28 protein-coding genes, 1 tRNA gene and 2 pseudogenes are annotated in these 24,992 nt (G+C 62.3%); 20 read left to right on the top strand and 11 right to left on the bottom strand.

Features of this window, described 5'->3' with window-relative positions; all coding sequences use genetic code 11:
- Positions 1-319 precede the first annotated feature (319 nt).
- From NKH80_RS28325 to NKH80_RS28315, 3 genes are all read right to left on the bottom strand, one after another.
- Entirely contained in the window at positions 320-1,801 is a 1,482-nt protein-coding gene (locus NKH80_RS28325; RefSeq protein WP_352820616.1) for a hypothetical protein, read from the bottom strand.
- Between the two features lie 113 nt (positions 1,802-1,914).
- The gene (locus NKH80_RS28320) at positions 1,915-2,097 is read right to left on the bottom strand and encodes a hypothetical protein (protein WP_352649580.1); all 183 of its coding nucleotides are present in this window, start codon (positions 2,095-2,097) and stop codon (positions 1,915-1,917) included.
- Positions 2,097-2,285, bottom strand: a complete 189-nt coding sequence (locus NKH80_RS28315; protein WP_292657372.1) for a DUF3606 domain-containing protein — start codon at positions 2,283-2,285, stop codon at positions 2,097-2,099. Before NKH80_RS28315 ends, NKH80_RS28320 begins: the two co-directional genes overlap by 1 nt.
- 146 nt (positions 2,286-2,431) lie before the next feature.
- Between NKH80_RS28315 and NKH80_RS28310 the strand changes: the two genes are divergently transcribed.
- Positions 2,432-2,680, top strand: coding sequence for a hypothetical protein (locus NKH80_RS28310; RefSeq protein ID WP_352820618.1), 249 nt, complete (start codon positions 2,432-2,434; stop codon positions 2,678-2,680).
- Positions 2,681-3,156: 476 nt separating this feature from the next.
- On the opposite strand, the pseudogene NKH80_RS28305 reads toward NKH80_RS28310, so the two are convergent.
- Positions 3,157-3,303 (bottom strand): annotated as a pseudogene (locus NKH80_RS28305) (DUF3597 family protein); the annotation flags it as partial.
- A gap of 209 nt (positions 3,304-3,512) precedes the next feature.
- Here NKH80_RS28305 and NKH80_RS28300 point away from each other — a divergent pair.
- From NKH80_RS28300 to NKH80_RS28285, 4 genes are all read left to right on the top strand, one after another.
- Positions 3,513-3,734 (top strand): cupin domain-containing protein, encoded by a 222-nt coding sequence (locus NKH80_RS28300; RefSeq protein ID WP_352737497.1) that lies wholly within the window; start codon positions 3,513-3,515, stop codon positions 3,732-3,734.
- A 64-nt stretch (positions 3,735-3,798) separates the two neighbouring features.
- Positions 3,799-4,407, top strand: coding sequence for a YdeI/OmpD-associated family protein (locus NKH80_RS28295; RefSeq protein WP_352506575.1), 609 nt, complete (start codon positions 3,799-3,801; stop codon positions 4,405-4,407).
- 453 nt (positions 4,408-4,860) lie between these two features.
- Entirely contained in the window at positions 4,861-5,133 is a 273-nt protein-coding gene (locus tag NKH80_RS28290; RefSeq protein ID WP_352687981.1) for a hypothetical protein, read from the top strand.
- Between the two features lie 268 nt (positions 5,134-5,401).
- Positions 5,402-5,809 (top strand): hypothetical protein, encoded by a 408-nt coding sequence (locus NKH80_RS28285; protein ID WP_352506573.1) that lies wholly within the window; start codon positions 5,402-5,404, stop codon positions 5,807-5,809.
- A gap of 348 nt (positions 5,810-6,157) precedes the next feature.
- On the opposite strand, the gene NKH80_RS28280 is transcribed toward NKH80_RS28285, so the two are convergent.
- Positions 6,158-6,349, bottom strand: a complete 192-nt coding sequence (locus NKH80_RS28280; RefSeq protein ID WP_254816854.1) for a hypothetical protein — start codon at positions 6,347-6,349, stop codon at positions 6,158-6,160.
- Positions 6,350-6,352: 3 nt separating this feature from the next.
- Positions 6,353-6,562: a hypothetical protein gene (locus tag NKH80_RS28275; RefSeq protein WP_254816855.1), complete on the bottom strand. Its 210-nt coding sequence runs from the start codon at positions 6,560-6,562 to the stop codon at positions 6,353-6,355.
- Positions 6,563-6,927: 365 nt separating this feature from the next.
- Here NKH80_RS28275 and NKH80_RS28270 point away from each other — a divergent pair, with 365 nt between their 5' ends.
- A complete protein-coding gene (locus NKH80_RS28270) occupies positions 6,928-7,644 on the top strand; it encodes a pentapeptide repeat-containing protein (RefSeq protein WP_352820620.1) in 717 nt (238 codons plus the stop codon).
- A 755-nt stretch (positions 7,645-8,399) separates the two neighbouring features.
- Here the strand turns inward: NKH80_RS28270 and NKH80_RS28265 are convergent.
- Positions 8,400-8,489 (bottom strand) — tRNA-Ser (locus tag NKH80_RS28265).
- A gap of 426 nt (positions 8,490-8,915) precedes the next feature.
- Between NKH80_RS28265 and NKH80_RS28260 the strand changes: the two genes are divergently transcribed.
- From NKH80_RS28260 to NKH80_RS28250, 3 genes are all read left to right on the top strand, one after another.
- Positions 8,916-9,239, top strand: coding sequence for a hypothetical protein (locus NKH80_RS28260; RefSeq protein WP_352509895.1), 324 nt, complete (start codon positions 8,916-8,918; stop codon positions 9,237-9,239).
- A 68-nt stretch (positions 9,240-9,307) separates the two neighbouring features.
- Positions 9,308-9,970, top strand: a complete 663-nt coding sequence (gene msrA, locus NKH80_RS28255; RefSeq protein ID WP_352509893.1) for a peptide-methionine (S)-S-oxide reductase MsrA — start codon at positions 9,308-9,310, stop codon at positions 9,968-9,970.
- A 213-nt stretch (positions 9,971-10,183) separates the two neighbouring features.
- On the top strand, positions 10,184-11,173 hold the full coding sequence (locus NKH80_RS28250) for a BMP family lipoprotein (protein ID WP_254816859.1): 990 nt from the start codon (positions 10,184-10,186) through the stop codon (positions 11,171-11,173).
- A 65-nt stretch (positions 11,174-11,238) separates the two neighbouring features.
- Here the strand turns inward: NKH80_RS28250 and NKH80_RS28245 are convergent, their stop codons facing one another.
- Positions 11,239-11,460, bottom strand: coding sequence for a SlyX family protein (locus NKH80_RS28245; RefSeq protein WP_352509891.1), 222 nt, complete (start codon positions 11,458-11,460; stop codon positions 11,239-11,241).
- 181 nt (positions 11,461-11,641) lie between these two features.
- Between NKH80_RS28245 and NKH80_RS28240 the strand changes: the two genes are divergently transcribed.
- From NKH80_RS28240 to deoA, 6 genes and pseudogenes are all read left to right on the top strand, one after another.
- Positions 11,642-13,174, top strand: coding sequence for an ABC transporter ATP-binding protein (locus NKH80_RS28240; RefSeq protein WP_352478115.1), 1,533 nt, complete (start codon positions 11,642-11,644; stop codon positions 13,172-13,174).
- Positions 13,171-14,310: an ABC transporter permease gene (locus NKH80_RS28235; protein ID WP_352509890.1), complete on the top strand. Its 1,140-nt coding sequence runs from the start codon at positions 13,171-13,173 to the stop codon at positions 14,308-14,310. The genes NKH80_RS28240 and NKH80_RS28235 overlap by 4 nt, the downstream gene beginning before the upstream one ends.
- A 1-nt stretch (position 14,311) precedes the next feature.
- Positions 14,312-15,283, top strand: a complete 972-nt coding sequence (locus NKH80_RS28230) for an ABC transporter permease (protein WP_352509889.1) — start codon at positions 14,312-14,314, stop codon at positions 15,281-15,283.
- A gap of 6 nt (positions 15,284-15,289) precedes the next feature.
- A complete protein-coding gene (gene cdd / locus NKH80_RS28225; protein ID WP_352509888.1) occupies positions 15,290-15,682 on the top strand; it encodes a cytidine deaminase in 393 nt (130 codons plus the stop codon).
- Positions 15,679-16,496: pseudogene (locus NKH80_RS28220) on the top strand (purine-nucleoside phosphorylase). The gene cdd and the pseudogene NKH80_RS28220 overlap by 4 nt, the downstream one beginning before the upstream one ends.
- Positions 16,496-17,815: a thymidine phosphorylase gene (deoA, locus tag NKH80_RS28215; protein ID WP_352687985.1), complete on the top strand. Its 1,320-nt coding sequence runs from the start codon at positions 16,496-16,498 to the stop codon at positions 17,813-17,815. Before NKH80_RS28220 ends, deoA begins: the two are co-directional and overlap by 1 nt.
- A gap of 107 nt (positions 17,816-17,922) precedes the next feature.
- Here deoA and NKH80_RS28210 read toward each other — a convergent pair whose 3' ends face one another.
- The 3 genes from NKH80_RS28210 to NKH80_RS28200 form a co-directional block, all read right to left on the bottom strand.
- Positions 17,923-18,483 (bottom strand): TIGR02281 family clan AA aspartic protease, encoded by a 561-nt coding sequence (locus tag NKH80_RS28210; RefSeq protein WP_352506393.1) that lies wholly within the window; start codon positions 18,481-18,483, stop codon positions 17,923-17,925.
- Positions 18,484-18,583: 100 nt separating this feature from the next.
- Complete coding sequence (gene upp / locus NKH80_RS28205) at positions 18,584-19,213, bottom strand: uracil phosphoribosyltransferase (protein WP_254816867.1); 630 nt, start codon at positions 19,211-19,213, stop codon at positions 18,584-18,586.
- Positions 19,214-19,340: 127 nt separating this feature from the next.
- Positions 19,341-20,315 (bottom strand): adenosine deaminase, encoded by a 975-nt coding sequence (locus tag NKH80_RS28200; protein WP_254816868.1) that lies wholly within the window; start codon positions 20,313-20,315, stop codon positions 19,341-19,343.
- Between the two features lie 167 nt (positions 20,316-20,482).
- Between NKH80_RS28200 and ubiE the strand changes: the two genes are divergently transcribed.
- From ubiE to coaBC, 5 genes are all read left to right on the top strand, one after another.
- Positions 20,483-21,259 (top strand): bifunctional demethylmenaquinone methyltransferase/2-methoxy-6-polyprenyl-1,4-benzoquinol methylase UbiE, encoded by a 777-nt coding sequence (gene ubiE, locus NKH80_RS28195; RefSeq protein WP_352506392.1) that lies wholly within the window; start codon positions 20,483-20,485, stop codon positions 21,257-21,259.
- A gap of 70 nt (positions 21,260-21,329) precedes the next feature.
- On the top strand, positions 21,330-22,904 hold the full coding sequence (gene ubiB, locus NKH80_RS28190) for a 2-polyprenylphenol 6-hydroxylase (protein ID WP_352506391.1): 1,575 nt from the start codon (positions 21,330-21,332) through the stop codon (positions 22,902-22,904).
- A 70-nt stretch (positions 22,905-22,974) separates the two neighbouring features.
- A complete protein-coding gene (locus NKH80_RS28185; RefSeq protein ID WP_254816871.1) occupies positions 22,975-23,235 on the top strand; it encodes a FitA-like ribbon-helix-helix domain-containing protein in 261 nt (86 codons plus the stop codon).
- A complete protein-coding gene (locus tag NKH80_RS28180; RefSeq protein ID WP_352506389.1) occupies positions 23,232-23,639 on the top strand; it encodes a type II toxin-antitoxin system VapC family toxin in 408 nt (135 codons plus the stop codon). The genes NKH80_RS28185 and NKH80_RS28180 overlap by 4 nt, the downstream gene beginning before the upstream one ends.
- Positions 23,640-23,664: 25 nt before the next feature.
- Complete coding sequence (gene coaBC, locus NKH80_RS28175) at positions 23,665-24,891, top strand: bifunctional phosphopantothenoylcysteine decarboxylase/phosphopantothenate--cysteine ligase CoaBC (protein WP_254816873.1); 1,227 nt, start codon at positions 23,665-23,667, stop codon at positions 24,889-24,891.
- Positions 24,892-24,992: the final 101 nt, after the last annotated feature.

The following is a 24,992-nucleotide window of genomic DNA, read 5'->3' as shown; positions in this document are numbered from 1 at the left end:
ACCCTTACAGCTTGTCGCAGGCTTTGATGTAGCCGAAGCATAGAGCAAAGAACGCGATTCCAATCGCGACAACAACTATGTCCACCGCGCATTTTCCTATGTTGTATTTGTGTGTTTACTTTAACAAACTACCAAAACCGGTCGCCGCATCATATCGGCGGCTGGATACACCGCTTCGGTGAATATGGATCAAAGTGCCATAAAGGGTCGAGACGGGACGCGGAGCAAAGAAATCAAAATCCCATAAGGATTTCGCCGCCTCGGCGCTGGCCACAGCTTCAGGAGGGATGCGCACACCGGCGCGCGAAGCTGCCGGGGCTCAGTCCGCGCGGGTGTAGATCACCGCGTAATCGTCCGCATAGGCCCGCTTCCAGCCCAGTTCGTCGAAGAACGGAATGCGGCTGTCGTCGGCGGTCAACAATGCCCAGCCTATCGTATATTTCTCGAGTTGGGCTTTCAGGATCGGCTTGCCCCGGCTGTGCCCAGTCTGCTCATCCGTTTCCGTAAAGCCATTCAGGAAGAGCTGATCCGCGCGGCCGTCGATAAACGTCCTGATGCCATGGAAAATCAGCGTACCGCCAAAATCGTAGGAGTTCAGCAGATTGCCCGACAGATTATGGGTTTGGGCGAAGGCCAGCGCGTCCCTCGCCGAGGTCTTCTGGCTCGGCGCGACCGGATAGGTCGTGAAGGCGGCAGCCGCCAAAACCAGCAAAACGGCAAGTCCAGCGCAAATCCTGGAAAATTGCCGTGCGAAAAATTGTTCAAGTCCGTCGCGCTTTTCCGCCGCCCATTTCTCGGCTGAAAGCACTGGATATTGTTGTGCGACCTCGACGGCAAGGACCACCGGCACGAGAAGAAAGAACAGGTACATGAACCGTATGTGGGTGAGATAGACGTGCAACGTGAAGACAAGGAACAGCGCCTTGGCCCAGCCAATGCGCAATCTCGACACGAGCAGCCCGAAAAACGCCACCAGCAGGGCCACCTCCTGGAGGGTGTGCCGCGAGGCGTCGAAGGGTTGCCACTCCGCAATGTAACGCACCGCCTCATTGCCATAGGCCACGGTGAATGTGGCGAGTATGGCCTTGACGCCATAGGGATTGAGCAGGCTGACCAGCGGGCAAAGCAGCCCGAAAACGATCCACTTGGCCAGCAGCCGGGGGTTCGACAAGCGCGTGCGCATGACGAGATCGAGCCCGGCGAAGGCGGCGATGACGAAACCGAAGGTGAAGGTGGCATGGAGATTGGCCCACAGGCAAAGCAGCGTCAGCAGCCACAAAGGCGGCGCTTTCTCGTTGCGTGCGGCCTGGAAAAGACCGGCGGTCCAGACGACGATGATGGGCAAGGTAAAGATGTGCGGCCGGGCGACATAGATTGGCCCGATCAAAAGCGCGAGAACCAGCGTCAGTCCTATCGCCAGCGTCGGCTTCAACCACGCGCTGAGATACCACGACGTCAAGAAGATCGTGAGCGCGATTACTGCAGTCGCCAGCAGCACCACGCCGTTCCAGCCGCCGGCTTCAAAGGCAATTGCAAGGAGAAGCTGACTGAGCCATTCCTTGGCGATCCATGGCTGGCCGGCAAAAGTGTAGGAATAGACGTCGACAGTGGGGAATGTGCGGCTTGCCAGCATATCCATGCCGACCTTGATGTGCCACCAGCTATCAGGATCCTGCAGGAGGGAGGTGGCAAAGGCGAGGAGCGCCGCCGCCATCACGACCGCCGCCAGCAGGCAAAATACCAACCTCACATGCCGTATATCGCCTATCGACGGCCTCGCCTCACCAGATATCCCGCGCATATGGCATCCCTGAGCCGCGATAGCGGAAGGGATAGGCCGAATTTGTTAGAAAACCGATAAGCTCCAGGATTGCGGCCACACCCCTGTACCGCGCGTCCGACCGGCTCGGCGGCTCAGCCCTCGGCCTTGAAGTTCTTGGCTTCCTTCGCGACCTTCGGGCTGTCCTTGCCGTGCTTGCGCATCAGATCCTTCGCCTGCTTCGGCGAAACGTCGGTGGTTTCGGCCAGACGCAGAGCCTCCTTTTCGTCCGGATCACGCGTCTTGCGGTCGGCCATTGCGGTTTTCTTGTCAGCCATTACGACGCTCTTATGCTTTCGGCGATTTCGTTCAGCACCTTGCGGTCGGTGCCGTGACGCTTGATCAGCGTGCGTGCCTGATCCGGGGTGATGCCCGCTTCCTCGGCGAAGTGACGTACCTCGTAGTCTTCGCCGCCCGCCACTCGTGAGCGGTCGCGACTGTCGGTCTTGGTTTTGTCGTCGGCCATGGCAGCTCTCCTCATCTCGACGAGAGCATAACGGGCAAGATTTCAGCGAGTTCCTTCGAGCGTGTCGCCCAATTACCGCCTTCGGCATGACCCGGCATGAGCAGCGGTTTTGTTCAAAGCAAGGGCTTGGTGCCAGGACGGCCTTCATGCACAAACAGGCTGGCCTCTTTGGCGCTGCCAACCGCCCGCCACTGCTCCTGGGCGCAGCCTGGTATTCGTTCCGGATTGTTTTATTGGGACCGATGGTCGAACACGACGCCCATGGTCCTACCAACGGCCGTCATGACGATAAGCTCGACCAGATCGTCGTCACTGTTGCCGCAGGCCGGGGCCGTCCTGCGAACGATGTCCAGCATCGCCCTCGTCGATATGGTGTCGCCGGCACCGAACCGTGAAAGCGCAGATGAAACAAGCTCTTGGGCCGTCAAGTCAGCGACAGTCACCCTCTGCACCACGTTCATTGGCTTCCTCCCACCATGAACTCTCTCCGGGGAGAATGATACGCCGAACGTCGCGTTTCGCCAGCAAAATGGTGGTCCTACCAGCGCGTGGGCAGCGACCGAAATCGGCGCTTTGCGTGAGGCAATCCGGGTGCGAGGCGGCAAGCGCTTTTTGTGGCATGCCACCTCGCCAAACACCGATCCTGACGGTCGGGACGGGTCTCAATTTTATTTACCTGGCGGTCTGACGCTTGGCATCGTGGTCTGCTCGGTTGCGGCCGAAGTTGGCGCAGCAAGAACCACGGTGCGGGCAGGACCAGGACGGTTCGTCGTTTCACGGAAACGCCGAGCCGGTCTGTCTTTTTTTGTTTGACGCAATTCCGGACGGAAAACCGTTCACACGTTTTCCTGGAATTGCTTGTCTTGTGACTCTAGGCGGCTAGGTCGCTCGGAAGCTTGCCGCCATTCTCGGCCAGCTTTTTCATCAGTGCGTCGTGCAGCCACAGATTCATCGTTACAGTGTCGTTCATATCGCCGGTGTAGTTCAGCTCGTGGGCCAGCTCCTTGCGCTGCCGGAGCCAGGGTTGCAGCCGGCCGGATCGGGTAGGCGCCGTCGACGCGCAATGGGCGAGGGAACGGTCAGCAGCCAGTTTTGCTGACGCGGACCAGAAAAATCATCTAGATTCGTGTTCGCAATTCGCTGAGAGGAACGAAGCCATGACAGCAGTCTCGCATCCGACAGGCTCGAACGTTCGCCGGTTTGGGCAGAGGACGATCCGTCGGTCAAATGGCCGGCGCTTTCGCGGTTTGCGGCGGGCAGGGCACTACCCAGTCCTCGGTCATTGTCTACGAGATCGAGCCCGGCAAGCGGCTCGGCTGGCAACACCCACGCCACCGAAGAGACGCTTTCTTTGCGGCGGCGATGTTCACGCAGACATTCGATAACGTCATGCTGCCGCCGAAACGAGAATCACCAGGCCTGCGGATTGCGGACTCGGAGCTGAGATGAGCGCGCGCGCGGCCGGCAAGCGGTTTGGCGTCGTTACGCGCTCGCGTCATGGGCGGACCAGCTGATGGCGCCCGTGAAGGTCGACCCCGCCAATGTGCGCGAGTTCAGGGATGCCGAAAGCTTCCATGCCTGGCTTGGCGAGCATCACGACAGCGAGGACGAAGTCTGGATCAAGATCCATAAGCTCGATTCGGGGCTGCCGTCGATCACGCCGAAGCAAGCCATCGACGTGGCGTTGTGCTGGGGCTGGATCGACGCGGTGCGCAAGGCGTTCGACGGCAAAAGCTATCTGCAGCGCTACACCCCCCGCGGCAAGAAGAGCACCTGGAGCCAGATCAATGTCGACAATGTCGCCCGGCTGATCGAGGAGGGCCGGATGACCGAGCACGGGCTGAGGCAGGTCGATGCGGCCAAGGCCGACGGCCGCTGGGCGCGCGCCTACAAGAGCGGCAAGGAGATGAAGATCCCCGACGACCTCCAGGCGGCAATAGACGCCGAGCCCAGGGCGAAAGAGATGCTGGCAAAGCTCAGCGGGCAAAACCGCTTCGCGCTCGCCTTCCGCATCCACAACATGAAGACCGAAGCCGGGCGCAAGAAGAAGATCGCGGCGTTCGTGGCGATGCTGAAGCGCGGCGAGACCATCTATCCGCAACGAAATCGCGATTCTGGATAAACATTTGGCCGCGTTTGTGTGCTGCGTCTTGTGCTTGTCCCTTGCGGCGACTCCCAAAATGCGGCCGGCTCAGGCCCATCTCCGATCCTGGCGATGTCGCAGACGATTGTTTTCGACGAGCGTCGCCCGGCACTTCGACACCATCTCTCATTCGTTTAGTGGATGCAGGAAAAAGTCTCGTCCTCACAGTCGGCATAGTATATTAGCAGGCGCTGTTATGAGGTTTTTGCCCGTTCAGGAGCCGACTGGCACGTGGGCCGTGTTTGATGCGACCGTGGACGTGCCTGCGGATTTCGCTGGCAGTTGCCTTATCGGCTTGCCGCGGCAGCGGGCGGAGTGGCTCGCAGCAAGAGCCAATCGAGATGCTGCAAAAGGCACTTCGATTTGCCGGTTGCCAGTTGCCGGACCGGCACAAGCCGCGGTTCTTAGACTTAGACCGATCGGAGAGATTCGATGATGCACGAAAGGGCAATGGCGGCTGCGTTGGCAGCCAGGAACCAGGAAGCAGACATTCGTGGTGTCTTCGACATCACCAACAAAACCGATGCGCCAATGGGCTCTCGCCGATTGGGCGAGGCTATCCACTTTGTCGCCAATGCACCCATCGTTGGCTATGATGTTCACGCCGCCGTCATCAGATATGGCCCACTCGGAACCCCCGGCCTCAGAGCTACAGATTGCGCACAGCTGTGGGAGAAGTTCGGCGAGGCCTTGCTGGAACACTGACGGGCAGGCCTTTGGCGCGTATGGCACCACGATTGTGCAGGACTTCCTTAGGGAGAACGACATGGAAGCCTGGCGGGTGATATTGCAATTAAATTAGGGTGAGCGCATATTTTTTGCCGGCTGGACTCGCAACCGGCCAGGCCCGGCGGCCGGCTGCCGACGGGCCGTCAAGCCGGCGACAAATGGTGCCGCAGGCCCGACGGTCCCCTTGGCAAGATCGCCGGAACCAGGGCATGATGCGGCGGCAAAACGGGTTTGGGGGAATGATATGCCTAAGGTTTCGGAGCTTTTTTTCAAGACAGCCATCGTCTTTCTTATTCTGGGAATTGCAGCTGGCCTGCAGATGGCAATTTCAGGCGATCACGGCGCGTTTCCGGCTCACGCGCACATCAACCTGCTGGGATGGGTCACCAGTGCAATATTCGGCGGCTATTATGCGCTGAACCCGGCGAAGGCTGCCCGCAGGACGGCGATGATCCACTACGGCGTGTACAATCTCGGCCTGGTCGTGATGCTGCCGGCGCTTTACCTGATGCTGCAGGGAAATCCGGCGCTCGAGCCGATCGTCGCCACCGGCTCAATGATTGTCGCTGCCGCCGTGCTGATCTTTGCCTTCGTGGTTTTCTCCGGCGAAACAGAGCGCTCAGTCTCGGGAATACCAGCGGTCCCGCGGTAGACGGGGCGGCGATAGTGCCGAGCCTATCAATGCCCGTGCTTCTGGTGAAGCGCGGGCCGATTGGTTGTAGGCTGATCTGAGGCAAGAGTGCGGGGAGATGAAAGCCGCTCAGTAGCCTTCGCGCGCCCCTCTGCCTGCCATGCTGCTTATCGCGGCCTTCATTTTGGCGTTGTGCCTGCGTCCCCAGGAAGGTGAAAATATCGACACTTCTTGGATCTTCGCCGAAACGACTGCCTTGTGCTTTTGGGGCGCGACGCCCAGCGAGCGCAGGTGCGACGTTGATGCAGCCTTGTTGTTGGCGACGCAGCATGACGGGGTCATCGTCAAACGACGGTAGAGCGCGCGGACCTACTGTTGCGCGAGCCGGTCCCCGAGCGTGTTTGCTTCGGCCAATCTTGCCAGCGATTGTTCGACTTTCTGCGCCGAGGCGTCTGTGCGCTTGATGTGCCGTATCATTTGCTGCCTCAGCAGCGCGAGCCTTGCGACGCGATATTCGTCGCCGTATCTCGCAGTTTCAAGGTGGAGGGTCGCGAGCATCATGGGTCAATTCTTCCGATCGATCTTCGTCATGCGTTCCCGGGCCTCAATCACGCGTTTTTGCTCAGACCGTATGCGGTCGCACAACGCGAGATTGACGGCGACACAGCCATCGTTCAACAACAGTTCATTCGCACGCTTCAGCGAGCGCTCGGCCCGTTTAACGCGCAGCCTGGCATTGGCCAGTTCGAAGCTAAAAATATCAATCATCATCATACCGCTTCGTTTGCGGTCCCTTCGATTGTTAACCGGCGTCGATCCCATTTGTTCCGACTGCACGCGGCGCAGCGCCAGGAAGGAGCTTGTCTTTCGCCCGTGCTGGGCCGTTCGCGATGGCGGGGCATGCTAGGTGGGCGGGCTGGTGCAAGGCGAAGGTGTGAAGGCCTGGCCCGTAATCACGTTCTGTTCACTCTGGCTAATGTAAGCTGGCCGCCTAGAATTCGCCGCGAAGCTGTTTGACGCGGAGCTTCACGCCAGGCTTGACCCACTGCGCCGCGAGCACAGCCATGTGGTCACCGTGGCTCGAGTGTCAGCAGATGTGGTAAGGGTGAGTGTCGGCGAGTAGCAGAGGTCCAGCAACAATGACTTTGAGGCGAACCAGAGCTTACGGCACATCCGGCTTGGTTCTAGCGGTTTGCACTGTGTTTGCTTGGCAGAACGCCGCTGCCGCTCAAAATTGCGACGCCGCCGCGACGCCTGGCGTCAATTGGCAAGAGTGTGACAAGAAGCTTCTCATCCTAGACGGACAGGACCTGAGCGGGGCGAACCTGTTCGGTGTTGATTTCACTTCGACCGACCTCAGGAACACCAATCTCGTTGCCGCAAATCTTGAGAAGGCAACGCTTGTGCGTGCTTCCCTGGCCGACTCGACCGCCAAAGGCGCCCGGTTCGACAGAATCGAGGGCTACAGGACCGACTTCAGCCGTATGGACGCGCAGGGCGCTGTGTTTGCGAGCGCGGAAATGCAGCGCTCGAATTTCCAGGACGCCAATCTGACCAATGTTGATTTCACAAAGGCAGAACTGGGGCGTGCGCAGTTCCATGACGCCGATATCAGCGGCAGCCGCTTCTCGTTTGCCAATCTCGCACGGGCGGACTTCCGAGGAGCGAGGTTCACCGCGCCGATAGACTTTGACCGCGCCTTTTTCTTTCTGACCCGTATCGAGGGCCTCGACCTTTCCAATTCGGTGGGTCTGTCCCAGTGGCAGCTCAACATGGCTTGCGGAGACGCCCGGACCGAGTTGCCTTCTGGCTTGACGAGGCCTGAAGATTGGCCCTGTCAATTCCAGCAGGAATAGTTGTCGGCAAGCGAACCGCGGCAATGCTGCACCCGACAGGATTCGAACCGGTAACTTTGTGCCGCGGGCATGCCCATTAAGGTCGAAGCCACCACCCGAGACGGCGAACTCCGGATATCCCTGTCTAATGCCGGAGAGCCCATTCCGCACGAGACAATGCAGGGGATCAGCATTAAGGAATATAATCCTCCCGTTGCGGCGAGCCCCTTCAACGGAGAATCGCCATGACTCGAAAGACCCTCGCCGACACTCTGTCCGCCCGCGAACCCATCTAAGTCAATTGTGCGCACCCGATGTGCTGCAAATCGACGAAACTTGACATCCAGGCGCTGATTGACAGGCTCGGCCATGACCACGGCTCGATGCATGACGACTTGGTCGGGCTCTTTGTCTGCTCAAATTGCAAGGCTGCCGGCCGTGACCGACCTTCTTCGCATGCATTCCTGACTACGAAGGCCATCAGCGGGCGCGCAATCGCGACTGGAAGCCAACTTTCGAACGAAGGGGCTGAAAGTGGCCGGCGCCGCTTGGGGGGCGTTGGGGTAGATTGCCTGTAGGCGCCGGCGGGGCGGATTGGGGTCCGCAGACGCGAATCCTGCGGGCTGCCCTGCGGTTTTTTCCGGACACTCCGATTCCCAAGCAAAGTCAACAAAGGGGCGGCGGCATGGTGGCCGAGCTTCATCGTTTGCGGACGTTAGGAACGGAAAGGCCGCAACTCACAAAGCGAAACAATAACAGACGCTTAAGTGGGTATCTGGCGGAGAGAGCGGGATTCGAACCCGCGTTACGGTTTCCCGTAAACACACTTTCCAGGCGTGCGCCTTCAACCACTCGGCCACCTCTCCGTCTTTAGCATTTTCGACGCGGCCGGTTTCGCCGCGCGGGTTGGGGAGATGCATCTCCTTTGGGATTCCGGACCGGAATTCCGGCCGTGGGCGCCGTCGACCAGCGGATACCCTTTCCCCACACCTGAGCCGTCAAAGCAACAGGCGCGGGGCTCATCTAGTCGATCCGGTGCCGAATGCCAAGACATAACGATAGTCTATTCGCTTTGCCGGATACGGATGCTCACCCCATGTTACCGGAGCACCCGTAGGGAGCCTATCGAAAGGGGCGGCCGAGGTGTGCTCGCCGTCCGGCGCGCCGCCGGTTCCAGCGAACCGGCGGTCGCCGGTTCAACTTCGCGTGTCGCGATTGCAGGCGAAGCAAGTAGATCCTATCTAACAGTCCGATACGACATTCTGATAATCTCCTGGGGAGGAAGGGTCTGGATGTTCCGCTTCATCTTTCGTCTCGCTGCAATGGTCGCGCTGTCGGTTTCGGTCATCATGGCCGTGCTCGATGCGACACGGTCGGTGGCGGCTTCGGCGCTGGTGATGACACCGCTTAATTCCAGCTGGCTCGCGGTCTCGCCGGATACGCGCAGCGCCTTCGAAAGCTTCGTCCGCGACAAGGTCAATCCGCTGCTGTGGGATGGCGCCATCGCCTGGGTGCTCAGCCAGCCCGGCTTCGCCGTGTTCGCGGTGCTGGCGTTCATTCTTTACGCCATCGGCTACAGGCGGCCGCGCCCCAGCGGGCGGTTCGCCGCGACCTGACATTTCCAGCCTGACCCGGTGTTCCCGTGCCGGGGAAGGCTCAACCAAGAAGAAAAGGAAACCGCACTATGTTTCTCAGCGACATGCTGAACAAGAAGCTCAACCTGCCGAAGCCCTCCGAGGCGCTGCCCGGCCGCGACCGGCCGATCCCGACTGCATCGAAGCACTTCGTCTCGAACAGGCCGCTCAAGGGTCCTTATCCCGAAGGGCTGGAAACGGCGATGTTCGGGCTGGGTTGCTTCTGGGGCGCCGAGCGCCTGTTCTGGCAGGTCGAGGGCGTCTGGGTCACGGCGGCCGGCTATGCCGGCGGCGTCACGCCCAACCCGACCTATCAGGAAACCTGCACCGGGCTCACAGGCCATGCCGAAGTCGTGCTCGTCGTCTACGATCCCAAGATCGTGTCCTATGCCGAGCTTTTGAAGCTGTTCTGGGAAAGTCACGACCCGACGCAAGGCATGCGCCAGGGCAATGATGTCGGCACCACCTACCGCTCGGCGATCTATACGTTCAACGACGCGCAGTACCAGGCGGCGCTCGCCTCGCGCGATGCCTACGAGGCTTCGCTGCGCGGTGCCGGACGCGGCAAGATCACCACCGAGATCGCACCGGCGCCGGAATTCTACTTCGCCGAGGAAGACCACCAGCAATATCTGGCGAAGAACCCCTACGGCTATTGCGGCCTGCGGGGAACCGGCGTCTCCTGCGCCATTCCGGCCGCCGTCTCCGCCTGATTATGCCCCTGACGCAAGGAATATGCTGTGGCGCCGCGATGCGGCGCCATGCTTTTCCAAAGGGTCAAAATTCCACGTGAATTTTGTTTCGGGCCGTGCCAGATTGACCCGAAGCGGGAGGAAGACACTCCTGCCTGACGCTGCATGCCTGCCGGAGAACCGGGCCGGCATGCGGTGCATAATGGACAAATAACCGACAGGGGTGTGGATCACATGAAACGTATCGTTCTCGGCCTTATGGCCGCAGCTGCAATGGTTCTCCCGGCCTTCGCCGCGGACATTCAACCCGCGATCCTCTATGATCTCGGCGGCAAGTTCGACAAGTCGTTCAACGAAGCGTCCTTCAACGGCGCCGAAAAGTTCAAGACCGAGACCGGCATCCCCTATGTGGAATTCGAGGTCAGCAACGCCACCCAGCGCGAGCAGGCGCTGCGCCGCTTCGCCGAGGACGGCCGCAATCCGATCGTCATGGCTGGCTTCTCCTGGGCCGACGCGCTTGACAAGATCGCCACCGAGTTCCCCGACACCAAATTCGCCATCATCGATATGGTCGTCGACAAGCCCAATGTCCGCTCCCTGGTCTATAAGGAGCAGGAAGGCTCGTACCTCGTCGGCGTGATGGCGGCGATGGCTTCCAAGACCAAGAAGGTCGGCTTCGTCGGCGGCATGGATATTCCGCTGATCCGCAGGTTCGGCTGCGGCTATGTAGGCGGCGCCAAGGCGGCCGGCGCCACCGACGTCATCCAGAACATGACCGGCGATACGCCGGCAGCCTGGAACGATCCGGCCAAGGGCGGCGAGATCGCCAAGACGCAGATCGACCAGGGCGCCGACGTAATCTACGCGGCGGCAGGCGGCACCGGTGTCGGCGTGCTGCAGGCAGCGGCCGACGCCGGCAAGCTCGGCATCGGCGTCGATTCCAACCAGAACGGCCTGCAACCCGGCAAGGTGTTGACCTCCATGGTCAAGCGCGTCGACGTTGCCGTCTACAACACCTTCATGGATGCCAAGAACGGCAAGTTCACGGCCGGCGTCAACGATCTCGGCCTCAAGGAAGGCGGCGTCGACTACGCCATGGACGACAACAACAAGGCGCTTGTCGACGACGCGATGAAGGCAGCGGTCGAAAAGGCCAAGGCCGACATCATCGCCGGCACCATCAAGGTGCACGACTACATGTCGGACAATGCCTGCCCGTATTGATTGATCGACATTGAAGACTGACGAGCCGCCGGGTGAAAGCCCGGCGGTTTTGCATTGTCAGCCGCTCACCAGTGCGGCGGCTTGGTCACCGGCACGTCGGGTGCGGCCTGTTCCTCCAGCGCCAGGAAGCGCTCGGCCAGCGCGTCGAGCTTGCGCTGCATGCGCTCGATCACCTTCCACTGCTCGGCGATCTGGCCTGACAGTTCCTCGATTGTCTTCTCCTGCTCGGCGGCGCGGATTTCCAGCGTCGTCAGCCGGTGGTCGGGCATGTGGGCGGGCATGGTCATCTCAAATCCTCGATCAGGCGATTGTGCAGGCTGCGGCCACGTTGGAAATTGACAAGCATGGCGGGATTTGTCGAGAGTGAACCCTGCTCCGGGCAATTGACATAGACCCAATTGGCATAGACTGGGCGTCATGCTAGGCGTTTGACCAAGCGGTAAAAAAATAACAGTGGGAACAGGCTGCATGGCGCAAGCCGCAATCGAGCTGATCGGCATCGACAAGAGCTTTGGCGCCGTGCGCGCCAACCGCGACATCAATCTGGAGATTATGCGGGGCACCATCCATGGCATCGTCGGTGAGAACGGCGCCGGCAAGTCGACGCTGATGTCGATCCTCTATGGTTTCTACCAGGCCGATTCCGGCGAAATCCGTGTCGGCGGCCAGCCGGCATCGATCAAGACACCGAATGATGCGATCGCGCTCGGCATCGGCATGGTCCATCAGCATTTCATGCTGGTCGACAATTTCTCGGTCCTGGAAAACGTCATTCTCGGCGCCGAAAGCGATGCACTGCTGAAGAAGAGCATCGCCAAGGCGCGTTCCGAGCTGGAGCGGCTCGAGCGCGAATACGGGCTCGAAGTCGATCCCGACGCCATCATCGAGGAGTTGCCGGTCGGCCTGCAACAACGCGTCGAAATCCTCAAGGCGCTCTATCGCGGCGCCGAAATCCTGATCCTCGACGAGCCAACGGGCGTGCTGACGCCGGCCGAGGCCGACCATCTGTTCCGCATCCTCAGGCAGCTGAAGGAGCAGGGCAAGACGATCGTGCTGATCACCCACAAGCTGCGCGAGATCATGGCGATCACCGACACCGTCTCGGTGATGCGCCAGGGCACGATGGTGGCGACACGCGAAACTAGGAAGACCACGGTCGAGGAACTGGCGGAGCTGATGGTCGGCCGGCGCGTGCTGCTGCGCGTCGAGAAGGGCGAGGCGAAGGCCGGCGGCGTCAAGCTCGCGGTCAAGAACCTGACGGTCAAGGATTCCCGCGGCGTCACCATGGTCGACGACGTCTCCTTCGACGTCCATGCCGGCGAGATCGTCGGCATTGCCGGCGTCGCCGGCAACGGGCAGTCCGAATTGCTCGAGGCGATTTCCGGCATCAGGCATGCCGTTTCGGGCTCGGTCATGCTCGACGGCAAGCCGATCGACCTCACCGGCGCCGCCGACCCTGGCGAGCTGCGCGAGCGCGGCCTTGCTCATGTGCCGGAGGACCGCCATCACGTCGGGCTGGTGCTGGCCTTCGAGGAGAACGAGAATTCGATCCTCGGCTACCAGGACGATGAGCGCTATCTGAAGGGGCCGTTTCTCGACATCGACGCCATCCGTGACGATGCCCGGGACAAGATCGTCAAATATGACATCCGCCCGGCGGACTGCCGCCTCAAGACCGCCAATTTCTCCGGCGGCAACCAGCAGAAGATCGTGCTGGCGCGGGAAATGGAACAAGATCCCGGCGTGTTGATCGTCGGCCAGCCGACGCGCGGCGTCGATGTCGGCGCCATCGAATTCATCCACAAGCGCCTCATCGCCATGCGCGACCAGGGCAAGGCGGTGCTGGTGGTTTCGGTCGAACTCGACGAGATCCGCTCGCTGTCCGACCGCATCCTGGTGATGTTTGCCGGCCGCATCGTCGGCGAACGCGGCCCCGACGCGACCGAGGGCGAGCTCGGCCTGCTGATGGCCGGCGTCGAGCAGCGCGAGGCGGCGGAATGAGCACTCCCTATGCCAAGCTCCCGGCCTGGGCCGACTACGTGCTGATCCCGCTGATCAATCTGTTCGTCGCCTTCGTCGTTGCCGGCTTCGTCGTCATATTGGTCGGTGAGAACCCGTTGCGCGCGGCTGTCATCCTGGTCGAGGGCGCCTTCGGTCGCGGCCAAGGCATCGCGTTTACACTTTTCTATGCTACCACCTTCATCTTCAGCGGGCTTTCGGTGGCGGTTGCGGCGCATTGCGGCCTGTTCAACATCGGTGGCGAGGGCCAGGGCTATATCGCCGGTCTCGGTATCGGCATCGTTTGCCTGGCCTTCGACAGCGTGCTGCCCTGGTGGCTGACCTTCCCGATTGCCATTATCGCCGCCGCGGCGATGGGCGCGCTGTGGGCGCTGATCCCGGCCTATCTGCAGGCCAAGCGCGGCTCGCACATCGTCATAACCACCATCATGTTCAACTTCATCGCCGCCAGCGTCATGGTCTATGCGCTGGTGGGGATGCTGAAGCCGCCCGGCTCGATGGCGCCGCAGACGCGCACCTTCCTCGAAGGCGCGCAATTGCCGAAGCTCAACTGGGTCATCGAATTGTTCGGCGCCAAAATCCGTTCGGCGCCATTCAACGTCAGTTCCCTGCTGGCGCTAGCCATGGCCTTTCTGGTGTGGGTGCTGATCTGGCGCACGAAGCTCGGCTACGAGATGCGCACCTATGGCCACAGCCCGAAAGCGGCGCGTTATGCCGGGATTTCGGAGATACGCATCATCATCATTGCGATGATGATCTCGGGCGCGTTGGCCGGCATGATGGCGCTCAACCCGACGATGGGCGACCAGCACAATGTCGCGCTCGAATTCGTTTCGGGCGCCGGTTTCGTCGGCATCGCGGTGGCGCTGATGGGTCGCCTGCACCCGGTCGGCATCGTGCTGGCGGCGATCCTGTTCGGCATGCTCTACCAGGGCGGCGCCGAGCTCGCCTTCGAGATGCCGGCGATCAGCCGCGACATGATCGTCATCATCCAGGGCCTCGTGATCCTGTTCGCCGGCGCGCTCGAGCATATGTTCCGGCCCTATGTCCAGGCGTTGTTCGCCTCGCTCAGCCCGAAATCGGTCGGCATGGAAGCGGTCAAAGGGAAGGGCGCCTGAGATGGATTTCTTCAACGCCATCGTACAGGTCCTGGACTCGACCATCCGCCTTTCGGTCCCCTTGCTGCTCGCCTGCCTCGCCGGCCTCTATTCGGAGCGGGCCGGCGTCTTCGACATCGGGCTCGAGGGCAAGATGCTTGTCGGCGCCTTCGCCGGTGCGGCCGCCGCCTCGGTCTTCCACTCGGCCTATCTCGGCCTCGGCATGGCCATCCTCATCTCGGTTGCCTTCGCGCTGATCCACGGCTTTGCCTCGATCACCCATCGCGGCAACCAGATCGTTTCCGGCGTCGCGATCAATTTCATTGCCGCCGGATCGACGATCATGCTCGGCCAGGCCTGGTTCCAGCAAGGCGGGCGCACGCCGGCGCTGGCTGCCGGCGAGCGCTTCGAAGCAATCATCTGGCCGGGCGCGGATGCGCTCAGGGGCGTTCCGATTCTCGGGCCGATCTATTCGGAACTCATCTCCGGCCACTCCGTGCTGGTCTATCTCGCCTTCCTGGCCGTGCCGTTCACCTGGTGGGTGCTGTTTCGCACCCGCTTTGGGCTCCGCCTGCGCGCTGTCGGCGAGAACCCGGCTGCGGTCGACACCGCCGGCATCTCGGTCGCCTGGCTGCGCTACCGGGCGCTGATTTGCACCGGCGTGCTCACCGGCATTGCCGGCGCCTATCTGTCGATGGTGCAGAATGGCGGCTTCGTGAAGGACATGACCGCCGGCAAGGGCTACATCGCGCTGGCCGCGCTGATCTTCGCCAAATGGAAACCGGTCAACGCCATGTTCGCCTGCCTGCTGTTCGGCTTCCTCGACGCCGCGTCGATCCGCCTGCAAGGCACGCCGCTGCCGCTGATCGGCAAGGTGCCGGTGCAATTCATGCAGGCGCTGCCCTATGTGCTGACCGTCATCCTGCTTGCCGGCTTCATCGGCAAGGCAATCCCGCCGCGCGCCGGCGGCGTGCCTTATGTCAAGGAACGCTGATCTATCATGACTCATGATCTGTTCGAAGCGGCGAAAGCCGCCATGGCCAAGGCCTATGCGCCCTATTCGAAATTTCCGGTCGGCGCGGCGTTGCGCACCGAGGACGGGCGTGTCTTCACCGGCGCCAATGTCGAGATCGCGTCCTATCCTGAGGGCTGGTGCGCCGAAACCACCGCGCTCGGCCACTACGTCATGGGCGGCGGCGGCAAGATCACGGAAATCGCCGTGATCGCCGAACGCGTGGCAAAATGCTCGCCCTGCGGCGGCTGCCGGCAGCGGCTGGCCGAATTCTGCCGGCCGGAAACGAAGTTCTATCTCTGCGATGACAGCGGCGTGGTCGAGACCGTGACCATGGGCGAGTTGTTGCCATACGGGTTTGAAGGCGATGTGCTGAAATGAAGGAAGCGCTCGATCACCTCGTCGAAAGGCTGGATGGGCTGGCGCCGACCACGGCCTTGGTGCTGGGGTCAGGGCTTGGCGGGCTCGTCGACCAGGTCGAGGATGCGGTGCGCATCTCCTACGCCGACTTGCCGGGGTTCCCCGAAGCGGTGTCAGCGGCCATGCCGGCGAGGTGGTGGCGGGGCTCTTTGCCGGCACGCCGGTGCTGATGCTGTCCGGCCGCGCACACTATTACGAGCACGGCAACGCAGCGGCGATGCGGCCGGCGTTGGAAGTGCTCGCCGGCATCGGCATCTCCCGGCTGATCCTCACCAACGCCGCCGGTTCGGTCGATCCCGGGATGGGGCCGGGCTCGGTAATGCTGATCACCGACCACATCAATTTCTCGGGGTCCAACCCGCTGATCGGCGAACCGAGCGACCGCCGTTTCGTCGGCCTGACCGAAGCCTATGACGCCGATCTCCGCTCCGCCATCGAGCGGGCGGCGAAGGCGACCGGTACCATGCTGCACAAGGGCGTCTATATGTGGTTCTCCGGCCCATGCTTCGAGACGCCCGCCGAGATCCGCATGGCGCGCGTCATGGGCGCCAACGCGGTCGGCATGTCGACGGTGCCGGAGGTCATTCTCGCGCGCTTCCTCGGGCTGCGCGTCGCCGCCTGTTCGGTCGTGACCAACCTTGCCGCTGGCATGACCGGAGCCGAGCTGTCGCACCAGGAGACCAAGGACATGGCGCCGGTCGGCGGTGCGCGGCTGGCGACCATCCTGCAGCGTGTTTTTCAGGACGGGCTTCCGGAGCACAGGGTCGACGCCTGATGCTTCCCCAGGAAATCATCCGCCGCAAGCGCGACGGGCAGAAGCTCTCGGCTGAGGAGATCGCGTTCTTCATCGAGGGCTTGGCCGCCGGCACCGTTACCGACGCACAGGTCGGTGCCCTCGCCATGGCAGTATTCTTCAACGGCATGAGCCGCGACGAGGCGGTGGCGCTGACTATGGCGATGCGCGATTCCGGCGATGTGCTCGACTGGTCGGATCTGCCCGGCCCGGTCACCGACAAGCATTCGACGGGCGGCGTCGGCGACAATGTCTCCTTGATGCTGGCGCCGATCGTCGCTGCCTGCGGCGCCTATGTGCCGATGATTTCCGGCAGGGGTCTGGGCCATACCGGCGGCACGCTGGACAAAATGGATGCCATCCCCGGCTATATCAGCCAGCCGGATGTTGCGCGCTTCCGCAAGACCGTGCTTGAAACCGGCTGCGCCATCATCGGCCAGACCGCAGACCTCGCACCCGCCGACGCCAGGCTCTACGCGATCCGCGATGTGACGGGAACGGTCGAATCCGTGCCGCTGATCACCGCCTCGATCCTGTCGAAGAAGCTGGCGGCCGGCCTTGGTTCGCTGGTGCTCGACGTCAAGGTCGGCAACGGCGCCTTCATGGAGAAATCGCGCGACGCAACCGCGCTGGCCAACAGCCTGGTCGAGGTCGCCAATGGCGCCGGCCTGAAGGCATCGGCGCTGGTCACCGGCATGAACGAGCCGCTGGCCTCCGCCGCCGGCAATGCGGTCGAGATGCGCAACGCCGTCGATTTTCTCACCGGCCGCTTTCGCGACCGGCGGCTGGAGGACTTGACGCTGGCGCTGGCCGCCGAGATGCTGCAATCGGCAGGCCTGGTGTCGTCCAACCAGGACGGCCTGCGCCGCGCCGCCGAGACGCTGGCCGGCGGCCGCGCCGCTTCCATCTTCGCGCGCATGGTGGCGGCACTGGGTGGTCCCGCCGACTTTGTCGACAATCCGGAAAAATATCTGCCGAAAGCGGCAACGGAATTCGCGGTCAAGGCGAGCGCGAACGGCTTTGTCTCCGGCATCGCGACGCGCGAGATCGGGCTTGCCGTGGTCGGGCTTGGCGGCGGGCGGACGCGGCCCGACGACAGGATCGATCACGCCGTCGGCATCACCAGGCTGTTGCCGGTCGGCGCCGAAGTGCGGGCCGGCGAAGCGCTGGCACTAGTCCATGCCCGAAATACCGGGGATGCCGAAGCGGCCGCGGCCGTCGTGCTTTCGGCCTATACGATCGGCCCTTCCAGACCGGCCACGGAGAAAACCGTCATCCGGCGGATCCTGCCGCGCGGATAGAGCCCATTCCGATGGTATCGAATGGGCTCTATCTTTCTTGGACCATGATCTTGTCCGACGACCGGTCCCCTTTTCGCTGGCGTGGACCTGCGGTTCGGGATCACTGCCTACTGAACCAGCAGCAGCGTGCCGTCTTCGACCTGGTATTTTTCGAGCCGCTGCAGAAAGCTCATGCCGATCAGGTTGGTGTGCAGCGCCCTGTCGTCGAGCACGACGGCCTCGACGCCCTCGACGGTGATCCTGCCGATCTGCAGCCGATCAATCGTCACCACGGCGGCCTTGATCGCACCGTTGGCGGTGTTGACCTGATGGCTGAAGTCCGTCGGATTGAGCGAGATGCCGATCCTGCGCGCGGTCGAACTGTTGATGGCGACGAGCGTCGCGCCGGTATCGATCATGCCGTCGATCTGTCGGCCGTTCAACTTGAAGACCGACATGAAATGCCCGCGCGCGTCCGCGGTGACGACGACCTTGCGGCCGAGCGGCTGCGGCGTCGCCGGCCTGTCCCGAACGGCGGCGAGATTCAGGTCGGTTTGGGTGTCGGCCGGCCTGGCCCCGATGGCGGATTTCAACAGCCGCTCGATTACCTGTGAATTGGACTGATATACGATCGGCAGCGATGCCGACGTTCCGGCAAACACGCCAAGGATGAGAAGCTTGCGCAGCATGGACCGGCCTTTGTGGTTGCCGATCCTTAGTCCGACATGGTGTTTGCCGCTTTAACGAATGCGGAAACCAGCCGTTTGCGTAAACAGTCGGTAAACGGATCTATTTGGTGCCGTACATGCGGTCGCCGGCATCGCCAAGGCCGGGCATGATGTAGCCCTTCTCGTTGAGCTGGCGGTCGATGGAAGCGGTGAAGACGGGAACATCGGGATGCGCGTGGGTGAACCGCTCAAGGCCCTCTGGTGCCGCCAACAAGCAGAGGAAGCGGATGTTGGTGGCACCGCGGCCTTTCAGCTTGTCGATCGCCGCGATCGCCGAATTGGCGGTCGCCAGCATCGGGTCGACGACGATCACCAGCCGGTCGGCGAGGTCGCCCGGCGCCTTGAAGAAATACTCGACCGCTTCCAGCGTCTCATGGTCGCGGTAGAGGCCGATATGGGCGACACGCGCCGCCGGCACCAGATCGAGCAGGCCTTCGAGCAAGCCGTTGCCGGCGCGCAACACCGAGGCGAAAACCAGTTTCTTGCCCTCCAGCGTCGGCGCCTCCATCGTCTCGATCGGCGTCTCGATCGTCGTCGTCGTCAGTTCCAGGTTGCGGGTGACCTCGTAGCCGAGCAGCAGCGAGATCTCGCGCAGCAGCCGCCGGAAGCCGGCCGTCGAAGTCTCTTTCTTGCGCATGATGGTCAGCTTGTGCTGGACAAGCGGATGGTCGACGACGGTGACGCCCTTCATGGTGTTCTCCAACTGCGCAAGTGAATGGTGAATGGTGAATAGTGAATAGTGAACTGGTTTGCGAGTCCTTGGTGCGCGGCAAAGCCCGCAGTTGACGGACCGAAGCGCCGGGTGAGCCATTCACCATTCACCTGCCCTTGGCGCCGAGCCTGCCCAGCAGCGCCGCCCTGGTCTTCCTGTCGACGAAGGCTGCCTCGATGGCCGTCCTGGTGACGGCGGTGAGCGCCTTGTCGTCCATCGCAAAATGCTCGGCGGCGATGTCGTATTCGCGTTTCAGCGAGGTCCAGAAATAGGGCGGGTCATCTGAGTTGAGCGTCACCTTGCAGCCCGCCGCCTTCAAGGCGGGAAAGGGATGGTCGGCGAAACTGTCAAAGATTTTCAGCGCGATGTTGGAGCCGGGGCAGCATTCGAGCACGACGCCTTCGTCGGCGATGCGCCGCACGAGATCGGGGTTCTCGATGGCGCGCACGCCATGGCCGATGCGAGACGGGCGGATGTGGTCGAGTGCCGCCTCGACGCTCTCCCAGCCCATCAATTCGCCGGCATGCACGGTGATGCCGAGGCCGGCCTCGCGGGCGATCTCGAAGGCCCTGACATAATCTTCCAGATCACCTATCCGCTCGTCGCCGGCGACGCCGAAACCGGTGACCAGCGGATGCCCACACCGGGCGGCGAAACGTGCCGCCCGTTCGATCGATTCGACACCGAAATTGCGCACGCCGGTGACGATCATGCGGCCTTCGATGCCGGTCTTCGCCTTGGCGCGGGCCATGCCTTCGCCGAGCGCGTCGGTATAGGCCTTCGGCGACAGCCCAGCCTTGCTTGCATGGTCGGGCGAGGTGAAAACCTCGGAATAGATGGCGCCGTCGCGGGCGAGGCTGGTCAGGTAGTGATCGGCCAGCCGCGCATAGTCTTCTTCGGTGCGGAACAGGTCCGACGAGAAGTCGTAGGCGGCGAGGAAAGAGGTGAAGTCGTGCCACACGAAGGAGCCGTCCTGGATGTAGGGCGAGGCATCCTTGCCGTATTTCTCAGCCTGGCGGAGGACGAGTTCAGGCGCCGCTGCCCCTTCGATGTGGCAGTGCAGTTCTGCTTTCAAAGGCATTCAATTATCCCGTCAGGCTTTTTTTCTTATGACGCAAGTTCCTGTCGGAACCGTGTGACACTTTTCCGGAACCTGCTTCGAAGCGCGGCCGAACACCGCGCCTTAAACAATAGCGCCCGCACCATCGATCGGCTATGGTCCCGCCGATTTTATGGCGGATCAAAACGATGTCGGTTGAAAGAACCACTGCTGCGGGCGGCATGGAAACCTCCTATGGTTTCAAGCGGGTAGGACCAGGCGACAAGCAGTCCCTGGTCAATGATGTTTTCCACAAGGTGGCGAACCGCTACGACCTGATGAACGACCTGATGTCGGCGGGGTTGCATCGGTTGTGGAAGGACGCCTTGGTCGCCTGGCTCAATCCACCGAAGCGGCCGGGCTGGAGCGTTCTCGACGTTGCCGGCGGCACCGGCGATGTCGCCTTCCGCATCGTCGAGGCGAGCGGCAGGCACGCTCATGCAACGGTTCTCGACATCAACGGCTCGATGCTCGCGGTCGGCCGCGACCGGGCCGAGAAAAAGGGCCTGTCGGCAAATACCGATTTCGTCGAAGCCAATGCCGAGGAACTGCCTTTTGCCGACGCTACTTTCGACGCCTACACCATCGCTTTCGGCATCCGCAACGTGCCGCGCATCGATGTGGCGCTCGCCGAAGCCTATCGCGTGCTGAAGCCCGGCGGGCGCTTTCTCTGCCTTGAATTCTCCGAGGTCGAGATGCCGCTGCTCGACAAAGTCTACGAAGCATGGTCGTTCAACGCCATCCCGCGGATCGGCAAGATGGTGACCGGCGATGGCGAGCCATATTCCTATCTGGTCGAATCGATCCGCAAATTTCCCAATCAGCAGAATTTCGCGACGATGATTTCGCGCGCGGGCTTCGAGCGCGTCTCATTCCGCAACTACTCCGGCGGCATCGCCGCGCTCCACTCGGGCTGGAAGCTTTGAAGCTGGCCCGTATCCTTCGTACTCAATGTGCTCTTCGCCGGTCTAGGAAATCGGCGGGGCAAAGCCAGCTATGAGCAGCATCGGCGCTGGTTTCAGGCTCGTGCGGGCCGGCTGGGTGCTGGTCCGCGAGGGTGTCATCGCGGCTTTGCCCGGTGACGAGCTCTTCGGCTTGCCGAAATTCGGCTGGCGCATGGCCCGGCTGTTCACCCGCCGTCACGCGCTTGCCTATGAGCGTGGCGACAGGCTGGCCAAGGCGGTCGTGCGGCTCGGCCCGTCTTACGTCAAGCTCGGCCAGTTCCTGGCGACACGGCCGGATGTCGTCGGAAACGATATCGCGCTTGATCTTGCCATGCTGCAGGACAAGATGCAGACGTTTCCGAAGGCCGAGGCTGTCGCCGCGATAGAGGCCTCGCTCGGACGCAGGGTCGACGAGCTCTATGTCAGTTTTGGCGAGGCCGTGGCCGCCGCCTCGATCGCCCAGGTCCATACCGCCGAAATCCTGCAGAACGGCGTCGTTACCCGGGTGGCGGTGAAGGTCATCCGGCCGGGCGTGCGCCGCCGCTTCTTTCGCGATCTCGAGAGCTATTTTCTCGCCGCCCGGCTGCAGGAAAAATACATCCCGTCGTCGCGCCGGCTGCGGCCGGTCGAGGTGACCGAGACACTGGCCCAGACGACCAAAATCGAAATGGACCTGAGGCTGGAGGCGGCGGCTTTTTCGGAGCTTGGCGAGAATACCAAGGACGATCCCGGCTTCCGTGTGCCGTCGGTCGACTGGGAGCGCACCGGTCGTGACGTGCTGACCATGGAATGGGTCGACGGCATCAAGATGAACGACATTGCCGGCCTAGCCGCCGCCGGCCACGACCTGAAGGCGATTGCCGCCAACCTCGTTCAGTCGTTTCTGCGCCATACGCTGCGTGACGGTTTCTTCCACGCCGACATGCACCCGGGCAACCTGTTTATCGAAGCCGACGGCACCATCGTCGCCGTCGATCTCGGCATTGCCGGCCGGCTCGGCAGGAAGGAGCGCCGGTTCCTCGCCGAAATCCTCTACGGCTTCATTACGCGCGATTACCAGCGCGTCGCCGAAGTGCATTTCGAGGCCGGCTACGTGCCGCGCCAGCACAATGTTGCGGCTTTCGCCCAGGCGATCCGGGCGATCGGCGAACCGATCCACGGCCAGCCGGCCGAGACCATCTCGATGGCCAAGCTGTTGACGCTGCTGTTCGAGGTGACCGACCTGTTCGACATGGCGACGCGATCCGAACTGGTGCTGCTGCAGAAGACCATGGTCGTTGTCGAAGGCGTCGCCCGCACCCTCGACCCGGCCTTCAACATGTGGAAGACGTCGGAGCCGGTGGTCAGCGGCTGGATTGCCCGCAATCTCGGCCCGCGCGCGCTGCTGGCCGATGCGCGCGACGGTGCCAGCGCGCTGCTGGCGCTGGCGCGTCAGGCGCCGGACCTCGCTGCCCGTACCGAGCGGCTGTCGCGTGAGATCGACCTGATGGCCGAAAACGGCCTGCGCTTCGACGAGGGGACGGCGGACGCGATCGGCAAAGCCGAGGCGCGCCACACCCGCTCCGGCCGGCTGGCGCTGTGGGTGATCGCGCTGACGCTGGTGTATATCGCCTGGAAGCTGCTCTGATTGCAATGACAGCAGTGCTGTCATTGCAATCACGCCGCTTGTCGCTTATGTAACGGCGAGGAGCTACGCTATGAGCACTATCACAATCCGTAATCTTGATGACGAAGTGAAGCAGGTGCTGCGCGAACGCGCTGCCGCGCGCGGCGTTTCGATGGAGCAGGAAGCGCGGGATGCCTTGCGCAAAGTGACGATCCCCGAGAGCAAGCTCCAGAACGGGGAGTGGCGGCTGAAAGCGTCACGTGACGAGATCTTGGCGCTCGGACGGAAATCAGAACACCCCATTGACCTCAAAGCGCTTACTGATCACATGTGGGATGAGGGACTTCTGTGACCGTTGCAGTTGATACGTCTGCGTTAATCGCAATCATCGGCGCAGAGCCGGATGCGGCTGCATTCGTCGATGTTTTCGGCACCTCATCTGCTGTACTGATAAGCACTGCAACACTTCTGGAGGCACATTGTGTGGCGAACCGGTCCAGCGGTGGCATCAACCCCGCCGAACTTCAGGTGCTCATCGACCGCCTCGAACTGACGGTCGTTCCTTTTGATCTGGCTCAGCTCGAGGTCGCACGACTTGCCTACTCTCGGTACGGTCGCGGATCCCGCCATCGTGCTGACCTCAACATGGGCGACTGTTTCGCCTATGCCCTGGCCAAGACCCGAAACCTGCCGCTACTTTTCAAGGGTGACGATTTCATCCATACCGACATCGAATCGGCGCTGAAGCCGGCATGACATTGGACAAGAACTGGCCTCGGGCATGACCCTCTCCGGCAAGCGCATCCTGCTCATCATCGGCGGAGGCATTGCTGCCTACAAGGCGCTCGACCTGATCCGTCGGCTGCGCGAGCGCGGTGCGGCAGTGCGGGTGGTGATGACCGCCGCGGCGCAGGAATTCGTCACCACGCTGTCGGCCGGGGCGCTGTCCGCCGACCATGTTTTCACCGAACTGTTCGACCGGCAGGACGAGCACGATATCGGCCATATCAGGCTGTCGCGCGAGGCCGACCTTGTGGTCGTGGCGCCGGCCACCGCCGACCTGATGGCAAAGCTCGCCAATGGCCATGCCAACGACCTTGCTTCGACCGTGCTCATCGCCACCGACAAGCGAGTTTTGATGGCGCCGGCGATGAACCCGAAAATGTGGGCGCATCCGGCGGTCCGCCGCAACCGTGCGGCGCTGAGCAAGGACGGCGTCGCATTCGTCGGCCCGGCGAAGGGCGAGATGGCCGAGAGCAACGAGGTGGGCGAGGGCCGCATGGCCGAGCCGCTGGAGATCGTCGCCGCGATCGAGGCGCTGCTCGACGGCCGGCCAAAGCCGCTGGCAGGCAGGAAGATCATTGTCACCTCCGGGCCGACGCATGAGCCGATCGACCCGGTCCGCTACATCGCCAACCGGTCGTCGGGCAAGCAGGGCCACGCCATTGCGGCGGCGCTGGCCAGGCTCGGCGCCGATGTGCGTCTCGTCTCCGGTCCGGTTGGCATTGCCGATCCGGCCGGCGTCGCCACGCTGCATGTCGAAACGGCCGTCGAGATGAAGGACGCTGTCGAGCAGCTGCTGCCGGCCGACGCGGCAGTGTTCGTCGCGGCTGTCGCCGACTGGCGCACTCAAAGTTCGGCCGGGGAAAAGATCAAGAAGGTGGCGGGCGAGGGGCCGCCGGCGCTGCAGATGGTGGAAAATCCCGATATTCTTGCCGGTGTCGGGCATCACAAAAAGCGGCCGATGCTGGTGGTCGGTTTCGCTGCGGAGACGCAGGATCTGGTCAGGAATGCCGAGGCCAAGCTTGCAAAAAAGGGGGCCGATCTTATCGTCGCCAATGATGTCTCGCATGAAGATGGTGCTCCGGGCGTGATGGGCGGCGACCGCAACAAGGTGCGGATCGTCTCAAAGGCCGGCGTCGAGGAATGGCCGGAGATGAGCAAGGATGAGGTGGCGACGCGGCTCGCGGCACTGATCGCCGAGCGGCTGAAGACGGTCGTCGTCTAGTCAATCTCCCCCACGAGGGGCCTGTTGCGCAGTAACCGGGGATGTTTGGATGGGGCGGGATCGCAGGGATTTCGCTCGTCTTTGTGAGCTCCGCCCCCTTG

The sequence above is a fragment of the Mesorhizobium sp. M0904 genome (genome assembly GCF_040319475.1).
Lineage (GTDB): Bacteria > Pseudomonadota > Alphaproteobacteria > Rhizobiales > Rhizobiaceae > Mesorhizobium.
This window is presented reverse-complemented; position numbering and strand designations above follow the sequence as displayed.

Bases quoted from the DNA above. Each gene is read 5' to 3' on its own strand.
- NKH80_RS28245 (WP_352509891.1), bottom strand. From the start codon at position 11,460: ATGACCATGCCCGCCCACATGCCCGACCACCGGCTGACGACGCTGGAA.
- NKH80_RS28310 (WP_352820618.1), top strand. From the start codon at position 2,432: ATGCACAAACAGGCTGGCCTCTTTGGCGCTGCCAACCGCCCGCCACTG.
- msrA (WP_352509893.1), top strand. From the start codon at position 9,308: ATGTTTCTCAGCGACATGCTGAACAAGAAGCTCAACCTGCCGAAGCCC.
- coaBC (WP_254816873.1), top strand. From the start codon at position 23,665: ATGACCCTCTCCGGCAAGCGCATCCTGCTCATCATCGGCGGAGGCATT.
- NKH80_RS28325 (WP_352820616.1), bottom strand. From the start codon at position 1,801: ATGCGCGGGATATCTGGTGAGGCGAGGCCGTCGATAGGCGATATACGG.
- NKH80_RS28270 (WP_352820620.1), top strand. From the start codon at position 6,928: ATGACTTTGAGGCGAACCAGAGCTTACGGCACATCCGGCTTGGTTCTA.
- NKH80_RS28285 (WP_352506573.1), top strand. From the start codon at position 5,402: ATGCCTAAGGTTTCGGAGCTTTTTTTCAAGACAGCCATCGTCTTTCTT.
- cdd (WP_352509888.1), top strand. From the start codon at position 15,290: ATGACTCATGATCTGTTCGAAGCGGCGAAAGCCGCCATGGCCAAGGCC.
- ubiB (WP_352506391.1), top strand. From the start codon at position 21,330: ATGAGCAGCATCGGCGCTGGTTTCAGGCTCGTGCGGGCCGGCTGGGTG.
- upp (WP_254816867.1), bottom strand. From the start codon at position 19,213: ATGAAGGGCGTCACCGTCGTCGACCATCCGCTTGTCCAGCACAAGCTG.
- NKH80_RS28200 (WP_254816868.1), bottom strand. From the start codon at position 20,315: ATGCCTTTGAAAGCAGAACTGCACTGCCACATCGAAGGGGCAGCGGCG.
- NKH80_RS28280 (WP_254816854.1), bottom strand. From the start codon at position 6,349: ATGATGCTCGCGACCCTCCACCTTGAAACTGCGAGATACGGCGACGAA.
- NKH80_RS28260 (WP_352509895.1), top strand. From the start codon at position 8,916: ATGTTCCGCTTCATCTTTCGTCTCGCTGCAATGGTCGCGCTGTCGGTT.
- NKH80_RS28315 (WP_292657372.1), bottom strand. From the start codon at position 2,285: ATGGCCGACGACAAAACCAAGACCGACAGTCGCGACCGCTCACGAGTG.
- NKH80_RS28290 (WP_352687981.1), top strand. From the start codon at position 4,861: ATGATGCACGAAAGGGCAATGGCGGCTGCGTTGGCAGCCAGGAACCAG.
- NKH80_RS28185 (WP_254816871.1), top strand. From the start codon at position 22,975: ATGAGCACTATCACAATCCGTAATCTTGATGACGAAGTGAAGCAGGTG.
- NKH80_RS28230 (WP_352509889.1), top strand. From the start codon at position 14,312: ATGGATTTCTTCAACGCCATCGTACAGGTCCTGGACTCGACCATCCGC.
- NKH80_RS28320 (WP_352649580.1), bottom strand. From the start codon at position 2,097: ATGGCTGACAAGAAAACCGCAATGGCCGACCGCAAGACGCGTGATCCG.
- NKH80_RS28295 (WP_352506575.1), top strand. From the start codon at position 3,799: ATGGCGCCCGTGAAGGTCGACCCCGCCAATGTGCGCGAGTTCAGGGAT.
- NKH80_RS28250 (WP_254816859.1), top strand. From the start codon at position 10,184: ATGAAACGTATCGTTCTCGGCCTTATGGCCGCAGCTGCAATGGTTCTC.
- NKH80_RS28300 (WP_352737497.1), top strand. From the start codon at position 3,513: ATGGCCGGCGCTTTCGCGGTTTGCGGCGGGCAGGGCACTACCCAGTCC.
- NKH80_RS28240 (WP_352478115.1), top strand. From the start codon at position 11,642: ATGGCGCAAGCCGCAATCGAGCTGATCGGCATCGACAAGAGCTTTGGC.
- NKH80_RS28235 (WP_352509890.1), top strand. From the start codon at position 13,171: ATGAGCACTCCCTATGCCAAGCTCCCGGCCTGGGCCGACTACGTGCTG.
- deoA (WP_352687985.1), top strand. From the start codon at position 16,496: ATGCTTCCCCAGGAAATCATCCGCCGCAAGCGCGACGGGCAGAAGCTC.
- ubiE (WP_352506392.1), top strand. From the start codon at position 20,483: ATGTCGGTTGAAAGAACCACTGCTGCGGGCGGCATGGAAACCTCCTAT.
- NKH80_RS28275 (WP_254816855.1), bottom strand. From the start codon at position 6,562: ATGATGATGATTGATATTTTTAGCTTCGAACTGGCCAATGCCAGGCTG.
- NKH80_RS28210 (WP_352506393.1), bottom strand. From the start codon at position 18,483: ATGCTGCGCAAGCTTCTCATCCTTGGCGTGTTTGCCGGAACGTCGGCA.